The sequence below is a fragment of the Saliniradius amylolyticus genome (assembly GCF_003143555.1).
Taxonomy (GTDB): Bacteria; Pseudomonadota; Gammaproteobacteria; order Enterobacterales; family Alteromonadaceae; genus Saliniradius; species Saliniradius amylolyticus.
On the sequence record NZ_CP029347.1, the window covers coordinates 982,356 to 993,982 of the forward strand.

An 11,627-nucleotide genomic window follows, 5' to 3' on the forward strand; every position below is an offset into this window, starting at 1 on the left:
CTGTGTGGGCTCCTCTGCTGCATCCCTGCCGCACAGCGCCATCTTAAGGATTACCTCCCAGGCTTTTGGTGTATAACCAACCGATCCGGAAAATCGGTAAAGATCCCATCGACTCCCAGGGTGTCTATTAAGTAGTCCGATAGCTGAGTAAAACTCACATCCTCGGGCAGCTGATCGGCGCGTAAAGTGTAAGTGTGGACCAGCAGGCCCTGTTGATGAGCGAGTCTGGCTAACTCCGTGGTGCTCAGCTGGCCGTTTTCTATATTCACAAGCTGGTGATACCAGGGGCCAATGCCATCGGCGTAGCGGGCCACCTCGACCAGCCCGTCAGCCGTTTTTAGCCACTCGTAGTCGGTGCCTGATTCCTGCCAATCGTTTTCGCCAATAAGCTGCACCAGCGGCGCTTTTAAGCCCAGCTCGGTGCGCAGCCGTTTCACTTCTTTAAAGTCAAAACACTGCACATAGAGGTTTGCCTCCGGGTGATTAAGGTCATATTTTTTGAGCAATTCCACCACAATGGCACTGATATCCTGTCCTTCTGTTTGGTGAAACTTGGGGGCCTTAATCTCGGGATACAAACCAATCGCCTTATCTCTGCGCATGTTGAGCCCCTGAATCAACTGAATATGCTGCTCAAAGGTGGCAATACGATAGGGGCTCTGGCCAGGGTAACGGCGCGGGTAGACCTGCTGGCCATCAGTGGTTTGCCGTTCATGGACTCTAAGCTCCTGTAGCTCGGCAAGGGTAAAGTCGATCACATAATAGCGGCCATCGTCACGGTGTCTGTCAGGAAAGACCGACTCCACATTGGTGATGGTATCTAAGTGAATATCGTGCAATACCACAGGGATACCGTCAGCACTGAGGACCAGATCCTGCTCGATATAATGGGCATTCATGCCATGGGCAAGAATAGCCGCTTCCAGAGTATGTTCGGGCAGATAAGCGGAGGCCCCGCGATGGGCGATAATAGCGGTGTCGCCCCAGCTAAACGGACTCAGACAGAGGCTGAATAAAAAAATGATCAGACGCAAATAAATCTCCCGCAGCGAATAGCGTGGCGGTCAGTTTAGCCGGTTACGATGACAATCTGGTGAATCCTCAGGCTCGTTCAATCAGTTCGATGGCGTAGCCGTCCGGATCCTGGGCAAAGGCGATCACCGTTTTGCCGCCTTTTACGGGCCCTGGTTTTCGGTATACCTCTACGCCAGCTTGTTCCAGCTTACCGCAGAAACCATAAATATCCTCTACGCCTATGGCGATGTGGCCAAAGGCCTCGCCATGCTGGTATTCGCTCTGATCCCAGTTGTAGGTCAGCTCCAGTACCGTATGGTCCGATTCATCACCGTAGCCTACAAAGGCCAGGGTATAACGGTATTGCTCATTGTCAGACTGTCTGAGCAGCTTCATTCCCAACAACTGGGTGTAGAAGTGAATCGAACGCTCCAGATCGCCGACTCTTAGCATGGTATGCAGAAAGCGCATAAAACCTCCTTAAATGGGTGATGATCACACCTCGGTTTTATCTTTAAACTCACACAGGTCCTCGATGACGCAGGAGCCACAGCGGGGCTTTCGCGCGACACAGGTATAACCACCGTGCAGGCTCAACAATTGGTACACATCCATCTTAAACTTACCAGGTATCACCTTCAGCAACTTTTCGACGCCCATTCAGTTTGGTGGATTGCGGGCGCTGAATATATGGAGGCCACGGTAATGGTCGGTTGTGGTGAAAACAGGCATGATAGAGACATGTCAACCAGCACCCCCGAGGTTCATATTTACACGGCGGGCAGTATCGGCCGTTGTGAAAAGAGGCTGGGATCAGGGAAAAAGGGTGAAAAATGGTTACTACTTCAAGATTTGCTCTGACTGAGCTGCAGAATGCCCCATTTTCGTAAAGCGATAACCCAATTGAATTGAAACCAGGCTTTCGCTTAGAATGCGCCGGCGCCATCCTTTTTCACTTTTCATTTAAAAAGCTAATTGCTACCTACTTTTTGGGTTTGGAAAATACTATGTCTATTGCTCTGGTTCCCACGGTCCTTTATTCGGGAATGATGGGAGTTGTTGTTTCTGGGCTCGTGCGAACGTTCAGCACGCCTAAACATAAGCAGACCGCTTACCTGTCAGGGCTTCTGATACTGCTACTCATTCATATCATTGGTGAGCTCTATATCTATTCGGGGGTGTATCAGTATGCACCAGCCATCGCCGGTTTTCAGTTGCCTGTCAGAATGTTAATGGGACCCGCTCTGTATTTTTATGCGTGTATGGCGATGTATCCTGCGACTAAGCACTCTGTGAAGTCATACCTTACGGTGTTGTTAGGGCCAATTGCCGTAATCCTGTCAATGATACCGTTTATGTTTAGTATCACGCCGGAGCAAAAGCTGGCATTAGCAGATCCAATTACACGCGATCCCGACTTATGGCAAATAGCCATATCCATGTGTTTGTTTACAGCCGTTGCCTTTATTGTCTTTACCTTCGCCTATCTGATAGCGACCTTCAGGCTGCATGCAAAGCATCGCAACCAGTTGATGGAGAAGTACTCTGCAATTGAACAACGGGCAATGGACTGGCTCAGGGTTATATTAATTTTATGGGGACTTGTTTGGTTTTTTTATGCGGCGAACTATGCAGCCACCTTTATTGGGGTTAAATTTTTTGCTCTGGACACACTACTTCCGCTGTTTGAGTTTTTAGTCTTAGTTTCATTTACTCACCTTGCCCTTAAACAACTTGAGTTAGGCGCCTCTGAAGAAGTTATCAGACTAACGGTGCAAGAGAGGGAGGCTGTTCTTCCTGATGAGAAAATGCAGGAAATAGCGGTAAAGTTGACTGACGCCATGACCGGGAAGCAACTGTATAAAGAAGAGGACTTGTCCTTAAACAGGTTGTCAGCGGTGATCTCGGTAAGTGAAAACTACATTTCAGAGACCCTTTCGCAGTTTATGAAAACGAATTTCTTTCAATTTGTTAACCGCTACAGGGTAGAAGAAGCAAAAGATCTTTTAGCAAACACCGATATGTTGGTTTCATCAATCGCCTATGAAGTCGGGTTTAAGTCTAAATCGACCTTTAACAGTGCATTCAAGAAGATAGTTGGAGTCACCCCAACCGGATTCAGAAAGCCAGGGTAGCTCAAAAAACAGGCAAACGATGTGCGAATGAGTACGAATATGCCCATTCGGACGACCTGAATGCCCCCTTGATAGAGAATTTGATGAGAATTTCGTTGAATGAGAAGGGCGTGTTATGGGAGTCGCATCAGAAAGCGTTGTGCTATCAGAAAAAGGTGAAAGCGGATACGTTAAAAAGAAATCAAAAGCCGGTTTGGCCAGTAGGCTGTTAAAATATTCAGCAGCTTTCTGGTTCTTAGCCATAATGGCGGGTCAATGGCTGTTTTTCTTTTACATCATCAAGTTTTACGGATTTTCAGTCATTAATGACAATATGGAAATCTGGAATCGCTGGGAACCGCTAGGAAGCTCACCACACAAGGCTGGCGATACGGCGGGTAATCTTCTTTTTGCTGTTCACGCCATTGGAGCAGGTATTGTCGCATTTGGCGGGGCTTTGCAATTAATCCCCCAGGTAAGGGTTAAAGCACCGACGTTGCATAAAGTAAATGGATATCTTTATTTAGTTACCGTGTTTTTCCTGGCCATGTCTGGCTTTTACCTATCCTGGATAAGAGGTTCCAGCCCAGATACGATTTCGGCGACAGGCACAAGCATTAATGGTTTTCTAATACTGGGTTTCGCTTATTTAACGGTTAGATGTGCGATAAAAAAAGATATCGCGGACCATAGAAAATGGGCAATACGACTGTTTTTAGTGTCCAACGCCCAGTGGTTTCTTAGGGTCGGGGTGTTCAGCTATTTCATTACCGGTACCGTTGCTGGCGGGAGCCCTGCCTTCGGCGATCCCTTCTTCCCTATCTGGACTTTTGGGTGCTTTTTATTGCCACTGGCGACCGCGCAGCTTTATTTTTATGCCTGTGAAAGCAAAAACAGCAATATAAAAATAATGGCATCGGGGGTCTTAGTCTTGCTGACCACCTTAATGATGGCGGGCATAACAGGATTGACTCCATTCTTACTGAAGATAATGAGCGGTGAGCCTATCGTGTTTTAGAGTCGTTTTGAGGTTTACAGGCCAAGCAAGCAGCCATGAGTTTATTCCTGGAACTCGTGGCTGCTTGCTGTGTGACATCAAAGTCTAAAACACGTTATCGGATACTGATTATTACAATAACGAGGGCAGGCTTGCTTCAGGCTTGAGGCAAACCAGGGGTTATTCTGTCTTATCTTTGAATTCACACAGGTCCTCGATGACGCAGGAGCCACAGCGGGGCTTGCGTGCGACACAGGTATAACGACCGTGCAGGATCAGCCAGTGGTGCACATCTACCTTAAATTCCTTAGGCACTACCTTAAGTAGCTTCTGCTCTACCTCGTTGACGTTCTTGCCCGCAGCCAGTTTGGTGCGGTTAGAGACGCGGAATATATGCGTATCGACAGCAATGGTAGGCCAGCCAAAGGCGGTATTCAGCACCACATTGGCGGTTTTACGGCCCACACCGGGTAATGATTCCAGCGCTTCACGGCTTTCCGGTACTTCGCCGCCGTATTGCTCCACCAGAATGCGACAGGTCTTAATCACATTTTCGGCCTTGGAATTAAACAGGCCGATGGTCTTAATGTATTCCTTCACTCCCTCCACGCCCAGGTCCAACATGGCCTGTGGAGTGTTTGCTACCGGATACAGCTTGGCTGTGGCCTTGTTCACGCCCACATCGGTGGCTTGGGCCGATAACAGCACGGCGATGAGCAGCTCAAAGGGACTGCTGTAGTTTAGCTCTGTGGTGGGATTCGGGTTTTCGGCTCTCAGGCGCTCTAAGATCTGGCGGCGTTTTTGATTATTCATTTAGCTCTCCGCAGTCACCCGAGCGCGCTCTACCGTCTTTTGCGGAGCCTGAGCCTTGGCGCGAGCGTCCAGATAACGGTCGATGGCATTTTTCAGCGCGATCAACAGGCCCAGCCCGATAAAAGCGCCCGGCGGTAAGATGGCAAGTAACAAATAGCTGTCGGCTTCGAACAGGCGTAATTCCAGTACCGTTGCCCACTGGCCGAGCAGAAACTCGGCGCCATCAAACAGCGTACCCTGCCCCAGGATTTCTCTGAGCCCTCCCAGTACCACGAGCACTAACGTAAAACCCAGACCCATCATCAGACCGTCGAAGGCCGCAAAGTGTACTGGGTTTTTGGAGGCATAGGCTTCGGCGCGGCCGATAATGGCACAGTTGGTTACAATCAGAGGGATAAAGATACCCAGCGCCTGATAGAGGCTATAAGTAAAGGCATTCATCAGTAGCTGCACTATGGTGACAAAGGCGGCGATAACCATCACAAAAATGGGTATGCGGATCTCCGACGGCACCCACTGGCGCACCAATGAGACTGTGGTATTGGAGCCGACCAGCACCATGATGGTGGCCAGGCCCAAACCCAGACCATTGATAAAGCTCCCGGTGACGGCCAACAGCGGACATAACCCTAAAAGCTGCACTAAGGCGGCATTATTATTCCAGAGACCTTGTTGGCTGAGTTGACGGTATTCACTCATTTTCTGGTCTCTCCGTTACACTCGTTGGGCGCACGGAACAGGGCCTGTTCGTTTTGTTGAGCAAAAATCAGCGCTTTCTTTACTGCACTCACCACCGCTCTGGGCGTGATGGTTGCGCCCGTAAACTGGTCGAAGCTACCACCGTCTTTTTCTACCGCCCAGCTGTCGGCATTAAATTCGGTGTAGCGTTTGCCGTCGAAACTTAAGATCCAGTCGCTGATGCGGGTCTCTACCTTATCGCCCAGGCCTGGAGTTTCCTGGTGCCTGGTGACCCGAACGCCGGTGACGGCACCCGTTGTATCCACACCCACTAACAGATGAATGTTGCCGTTATAGCCATTGGGGCTCAGAGTCTGAATGGCCAGAGCTCGAGGTTCGCCGCCAAGACGGGCACGATAGACCCGCTTGGGTTTGGCATTACCCAGAAGATCGGCTTCTGTGACCAGAGTGCAATCCCGGGTCAGGGCATTGTCGTGCAATGCAGAGGGAATAATGCGGTTCAGGGTTTGCTGACGTTCACGCAGCTCCTGGCTATGGATCACCGGGCTGGTGAGTTCGTAAGTCAGTGCAATAAGGCCCGTGGTGACGATCGCAAAGGCCCCAAGTATGCCGCCATTTTTACGCATGTTTTTGAGCATCAGGAAGACTCCTTATGACCATAGGTACGCGGCTGGGTGTAGTAGTCAATTAAGGGCACCGCCATATTCATGATGAGTACGGCAAAGGCTACTGCATCGGGGTAGCCACCCCAAGTGCGAATGGCAACTACCCAAAAGCCGATGCTGGCACCAAATATCAGTCTGCCCCGATCGGTAGTGGATGCCGATACTGGGTCGGTCGCGATGAAAAAGGCGCCAAACATGGTGGCGCCGCTGAACAGATGCAGCCACGCAGATCCAAAACTGGCAGGTGCCGCCAAGTGTAAAAGACCGGCGAAGACAGCGATAGTGAGCAAATAGCTGACCGGTATCTGCCATTTAATGGCTCTGGTCTTTAACAGTATCAGTCCACCGGCCAGATAGGCCAGGTTGATCCAAAACCAGCCCACGCCGGACTCTCCATTAAATAAGGGTTTGGCGAGTGCTTCGTCGTAGGTTAGCCCGCGACCCAGGTCGGTTTTAACGCTATCCAACGGGGTAGCCATGGTAAAGCCGTCGATGCCCGCTCTGAGCTGGTCAAGACTGTAGCCTTCGGTGGTAAAGCCGGTGAAGATCACACTGGCCGCATCCAACAAATCATAACCCATTTCTGCCAGCTCTCTGGGCGGTAGCCAACCGGTCATTTGGACAGGGAAGGACACCAACAGCAGTACATAGCCAACCATGGCGGGGTTAAAGGGGTTAAAGCCCAGACCACCATAGAGCTGTTTGGCGATGCCGATGGCGACAAAACTGCCGATGGCAGTGACCCACCACGGTGCCAGAGGCGGGATACTGAGAGCCAGCAGCAGCGCAGTCAGCAGGGCGCTGCAGTCCATTAAGGCTTTTTCGAAGTCTTTCTTACGGATTTCCAGAAACAGCGCTTCGGTCGCGATGGCCACCACAGCGGCAATAATGAATTGAAGTAGTGTCCCCCAGCCGAAAAACCATAGCTGCAGAGCAAAGCCGGGCAGGGTGCAATAGCATACCAGTCGCATGAGCTGGTTGGTGGTGCGCGGCTGGCGCTGATGCGGTGAACTGGCGAGTCGAAAACTCATGACTGATCGTTATCCTTCTGTTCTCTGGCTTGCTTTTTGGCTTTAGCGCGAGCAACGGCGGCTTTAACTTTCTCTTCCTTACTGAGGTCAGCCTGCTTGTCCTCCTGAGGCTGAGCCTCGGACTCGCTCTGTTTGGCCTGTTGTTTGGCTTTAGCGCGAGCAACGGCGGCTTTGACTTTGTCTTCTTTACTGAGGTCAGCCTGCTTGTCTTCTCGAGGCTGAGCTTCGGACTCGCTCCGTTTGGCCTGTTGTTTGGCTTTTGCCCGTGCAATGGCCGCCTTGACTTTATCCTGCTTGGCGTCGTCCGTGGCTGTCTTGTTCTCACCGTCGTTCGGCTCAGAAACGCTGGATTGTTGCTGGGCTTTTTTGGCCTTAGCTCGGGCGATGGCCGCTTGCACCTTGTCTTTTTTGTCTGGAGCCTGAGTCGATGCGTTGTCGGCGGTTGAGGTTGATTCCCCTTCGGCCTGTTGCTTCTTGGCCTTGGCACGTGCAATGGCAGCCGCCACGCCGGCCTTGGCATCACCGTCGCCCGATTTACGGGCTTTAGCACGGGCTACAGCTGCCTGGGCAGGGTCCTCCTCCCCTCGGGCTTCTTTGGCCTTTCGGCGAGCTTCGGCTGCACGGCGGTGTTTTTCTTCCCGTTCCTGCTTTTCCTGTTCCAGCCTTTCTTTACGCGCCTCGAAGCGATCCCGTGCCCGATCGGCTTTTTCCTTCTCTTCTTCCTGAGTGCGGATTTCCGCCTTCGCTACCCGGTAATAATGTACTAAGGGGATCTGGCTGGGACAGACATAGGCGCAGGCACCGCACTCGATACAGTCAAACAGGTTGTAGTCTTGCGCCTTATCCAGCTCTTTGGCTTTACTGTGCCAATACAGCTGCTGGGGCAGGAGACTCGCCGGGCAGGCATCGGCACACGCGCTACAGCGGATGCAGGGTTGTTCGTCATTGAGTTCTGGCATCAGCTTGTCGTCAGGTGCCAGCAGACAGTTGGTGATCTTAACCACCGGGGTCTGCTCATCCACCAGGTTAAAGCCCATCATGGGCCCGCCCATGATCCAGTTTTTTTGTTGTTGGCGCTCGCTCTGATAACCAGCCTGCTGCAGTAGATGACCTGCCGGCGTGCCCAGTAAGGCCCAGGCATTTTGCGGCTGCTTCAACGCCTCACCTGTGACTGTCACCACACGCTGGATTAACGGGCGGCCAGTGAAAATGGCATCGGCTACGGCATAGCAGGTGCCCACGTTTTGCATGATCACTCCGGCATCAATGGGCAGTCCCTTACTGGGCACTTCGCGACCGGTTAGAACCTGAATCAGTTGCTTTTCCCCACCGGCGGGATACTTGGTAGGTACTGAACACACCACATAGTTGGGGTTTTCCTGACAGGCCACTTTCATGGCCTTGATGGCTTCCGGCTTGTTGTCCTCAATGGCGATCAGCACATATTTTGGCGTTAATAAGTGGGTCATGACATCGATACCCTGACGGATTTGCCAGGCGTGCTCTCGCATCAACATGTCGTCGGAAGTGATATAAGGCTCACATTCCACGCCATTGATGATCAGAAAATCCACATTTTTTTTCGGCGACACTTTGATGTGAGTCGGGAAACCTGCCCCTCCCATTCCACTGATACCGGCCCGGCTGATGGCTTCTATGACTTCCGACTTAGGGCGCTGCTGGTAGTCGGGCAGGGTGGTGAGCTCACACCATTGGTCTTTGCCGTCCGGGGTGAGCTCTATGGTGAGATCTTCCAGTCCGGAAGGGTGAGCCGCCACATGGGGACCGATAGCGGTAACGGTGCCGGAAGTGGGCGCATGCACCGGCACGGCAAAGGGGTTCATAGCCTGGGTGAGCGGCTGGCCTTTCAATACCCGCTCGCCTTCCTGCACACGGACATGACCTTCTACGCCAATATGCTGTTTGACAGTGATATAGAGCTTTTCGGGTAAGGGTAGCAGCCGGATGGGGGCCTGATTGGACATAGCCTTACGTTCAGGTGGAAAAACGCCGCCGGGGAAATCCCAAAAACGACCCTCACGGATTTTGTCGATCAGTGCGTCCAAATCGGTTCCCGTTTATTGTTCTGTCACTGTAGTTACTGGAATGCTTTGCAACTGCCATCGCCAGGAGCGAGGGTTCTGGCCTACCGGGACCATATCGATGCAGTCCACTGGGCAGGGCTCCACACAGAGATCGCAGCCGGTACATTCATCCACGATCACGGTGTGCATCTGCTTGGAAGCACCAACGATGGCATCCACCGGGCAGGCCTGAATACACTTGGTGCAGCCAATACATTCATCTTCACGAATATAGGCCACCTTCTTCACGTCTTCGGCGCCATGGGCCTCATCCAGAGGTTTGGGGTCTACGCCCATGAGATCGGCCAGCTTCTTAATCGTGGCCTCCCCCCCTGGCGGACATTTGTTAATGTCGTCGCCATTGGCAATGGCCTCGGCATAGGGGCGACAGCCCGGGTAACCGCATTGACCGCACTGAGTCTGCGGCAGGATCTCGTCAATCTGATCCACTAAGGGATCGCTGTCCACCTTAAAACGTACGGCCGCATAGCCCAGAATCAGGCCAAAAACCAGGGCCAGGGCCCCAATGGCAATAAGTGCTGCGATCACTGACATTACAAACTCACCAATCCGGTAAAGCCCATGAAGGCTAAGGACATCAGCCCCGCGGTGACCATGGCAATGGAGGCTCCTTTAAAGGGCGCTGGCACATCGGCCACCGCCAGGCGCTCTCGCATGGCGGCGAACAGGATAAGGACCAGAGAAAAGCCGGCCGCGGCACCAAAGCCATAGATAATGCTTTGCAAAAAATTATGTTGCTCTCGGATATTCAGCAAGGCGACGCCGAGTACAGCACAGTTAGTGGTGATAAGTGGCAGGAATATGCCCAGCAAACGATACAGGGTCGGGCTGGTTTTGTGCACCACCATCTCGGTAAACTGAACCACGACTGCGATGACCAGAATAAAGCTCAGGGTGCGCAGGTAGCCAATGCCCAAAGGCAGCAGGATATAATGTTCGACCAAATAACTGCTCAGCGAGGCCAGGGTTAACACGAAGGTCGTCGCCATAGACATACCGATGGCGGTCTCCAGTTTGCCGGAGACACCCATAAAGGGGCAGAGGCCAAGAAAGTTGACCAGCACAAAGTTGTTTACCAGGACAGTGCCTATTAGCAGCAGAATATACTCGGTCATGCCATCAGTAATCGATTGAACCCATGTCTGTTTAGACGCCCATTATCCGTGTTTCGGTACGGTTTAACAACTTGGGAATCATAGGGTTATTTGTGCAGTTGTGGTGATAATGTGACGGAGAAACAGAACACTCTGAAGAGAGTGGCTCCCCCTCCCCGACTCGAACGGGGGACCTGCGGATTAACAGTCCGTCGCTCTGACCAACTGAGCTAAGGGGGAATCGTAGGAAAACTGGACTGATAAGAAATTTGGCTCCCCCTCCCCGACTCGAACGGGGGACCTGCGGATTAACAGTCCGTCGCTCTGACCAACTGAGCTAAGGGGGAGCTGAATTTTCTTATCTTGCCGGACGCTGCCCGACAACGGGGGCGAATATTAAATAGGGGGCGGTAAGGTGTCAATACTCCGTCGCGATTATTTTGTCAGTTTATGACTGTTTGCTTAATTCCTCGTCACCTTACTGTCTGACAGGGAGGTACGGGTGGCTAATTCAACGGAGGGTTATAGGGCTGTTCGTTCCGATCTTTCATTCAGACTCTCTAATTACTCCGGACTTGCCGGGCTGGATAAGAAGATAGCGTTCAGCCACGCCGAGAATCCAAGACAACGAGCCTGAGATGGGCAAGTGGTAAGTCTTGACGAATTAAAAGAATAAAAAACAAAATACATAGATCCTTTTCTTATTAGTATCAGAGTAAAGCCTGTATGGAAAAACAGGGTTTCATAAAACTGTAGCAAGAGTTTGGCAATCAGACGGTTAGTGGCGACTTACAAAAAATTTTCCACAGCCGGGGATAAGGCTTGTCGTTACTGGCTCTGTGACAGTTATCCACCAAATCTGTGGATAACTATGTTGATGACTTCCTTGAAGATGAATAGGTTTATCATCAGGCTTGTCAAGATACTTAAGTAGGAGATTTGTTTTTAATTCGATAAATCGTTCTAAAACAATGTCTTGAGTGTTTTTTGTGGCGTGCCGATGAAACTGTGATAACGAAACTTTTGGGTAAAGTAAAGCCCTGATTAGGCTGTTAGTTATTTTATTTTTGTGCCACAAAAACGCGCGTTAAGCCA

11 protein-coding genes, 2 tRNA genes and 1 pseudogene are annotated in these 11,627 nt (G+C 51.4%); 2 read left to right on the forward strand and 12 right to left on the reverse strand.

Translation table 11 applies throughout. From position 1 onward, the window contains the following. Positions 1-50: 50 nt before the first annotated feature. The 3 genes and pseudogenes from glpQ to HMF8227_RS04655 all read right to left on the reverse strand — a co-directional run. The gene (glpQ, locus tag HMF8227_RS04645; RefSeq protein ID WP_239421202.1) at positions 51-1,034 is read right to left on the reverse strand and encodes a glycerophosphodiester phosphodiesterase; all 984 of its coding nucleotides are present in this window, start codon (positions 1,032-1,034) and stop codon (positions 51-53) included. A gap of 67 nt (positions 1,035-1,101) precedes the next feature. Then, positions 1,102-1,485 carry a lactoylglutathione lyase gene (gene gloA, locus HMF8227_RS04650; protein WP_109339074.1) on the reverse strand — a complete coding sequence of 128 codons (384 nt, stop codon included), beginning with the start codon at positions 1,483-1,485 and terminating at the stop codon, positions 1,102-1,104. Positions 1,486-1,509: 24 nt separating this feature from the next. Then, positions 1,510-1,665, reverse strand: a pseudogene (locus HMF8227_RS04655) (endonuclease III); the annotation flags it as partial. A gap of 356 nt (positions 1,666-2,021) precedes the next feature. Between HMF8227_RS04655 and HMF8227_RS04660 the strand changes: the two are divergent. Both HMF8227_RS04660 and HMF8227_RS04665 read left to right on the forward strand, forming a co-directional pair. Further along, complete coding sequence (locus HMF8227_RS04660; protein ID WP_239421203.1) at positions 2,022-3,149, forward strand: helix-turn-helix domain-containing protein; 1,128 nt, start codon at positions 2,022-2,024, stop codon at positions 3,147-3,149. 115 nt (positions 3,150-3,264) lie between these two features. After that, a complete protein-coding gene (locus HMF8227_RS04665) occupies positions 3,265-4,146 on the forward strand; it encodes a DUF2306 domain-containing protein (RefSeq protein ID WP_109339076.1) in 882 nt (293 codons plus the stop codon). 159 nt (positions 4,147-4,305) lie between these two features. Here the strand turns inward: HMF8227_RS04665 and nth are convergent, their stop codons facing one another. From nth to HMF8227_RS04710, 9 genes are all read right to left on the reverse strand, one after another. Beyond that, the gene (nth, locus tag HMF8227_RS04670) at positions 4,306-4,938 is read right to left on the reverse strand and encodes an endonuclease III (RefSeq protein WP_109339077.1); all 633 of its coding nucleotides are present in this window, start codon (positions 4,936-4,938) and stop codon (positions 4,306-4,308) included. Further along, positions 4,939-5,637, reverse strand: a complete 699-nt coding sequence (locus tag HMF8227_RS04675; RefSeq protein ID WP_109339078.1) for an electron transport complex subunit E — start codon at positions 5,635-5,637, stop codon at positions 4,939-4,941. Further along, the gene (gene rsxG, locus HMF8227_RS04680) at positions 5,634-6,275 is read right to left on the reverse strand and encodes an electron transport complex subunit RsxG (protein ID WP_109339079.1); all 642 of its coding nucleotides are present in this window, start codon (positions 6,273-6,275) and stop codon (positions 5,634-5,636) included. The genes HMF8227_RS04675 and rsxG overlap by 4 nt, the downstream gene beginning before the upstream one ends. After that, the gene (rsxD, locus tag HMF8227_RS04685) at positions 6,275-7,333 is read right to left on the reverse strand and encodes an electron transport complex subunit RsxD (RefSeq protein WP_109339080.1); all 1,059 of its coding nucleotides are present in this window, start codon (positions 7,331-7,333) and stop codon (positions 6,275-6,277) included. Before rsxD ends, rsxG begins: the two co-directional genes overlap by 1 nt. Next, positions 7,330-9,399: an electron transport complex subunit RsxC gene (rsxC, locus tag HMF8227_RS04690; protein ID WP_109339081.1), complete on the reverse strand. Its 2,070-nt coding sequence runs from the start codon at positions 9,397-9,399 to the stop codon at positions 7,330-7,332. Before rsxC ends, rsxD begins: the two co-directional genes overlap by 4 nt. A gap of 12 nt (positions 9,400-9,411) precedes the next feature. Continuing rightward, on the reverse strand, positions 9,412-9,972 hold the full coding sequence (gene rsxB / locus HMF8227_RS04695) for an electron transport complex subunit RsxB (protein WP_109339082.1): 561 nt from the start codon (positions 9,970-9,972) through the stop codon (positions 9,412-9,414). Beyond that, positions 9,972-10,553 (reverse strand): electron transport complex subunit RsxA, encoded by a 582-nt coding sequence (rsxA, locus tag HMF8227_RS04700; RefSeq protein WP_109339083.1) that lies wholly within the window; start codon positions 10,551-10,553, stop codon positions 9,972-9,974. The genes rsxB and rsxA overlap by 1 nt, the downstream gene beginning before the upstream one ends. A 142-nt stretch (positions 10,554-10,695) precedes the next feature. Beyond that, positions 10,696-10,772 (reverse strand) — tRNA-Asn (locus HMF8227_RS04705). Positions 10,773-10,802: 30 nt separating this feature from the next. Further along, positions 10,803-10,879 (reverse strand) — tRNA-Asn (locus HMF8227_RS04710). Positions 10,880-11,627: the final 748 nt, after the last annotated feature.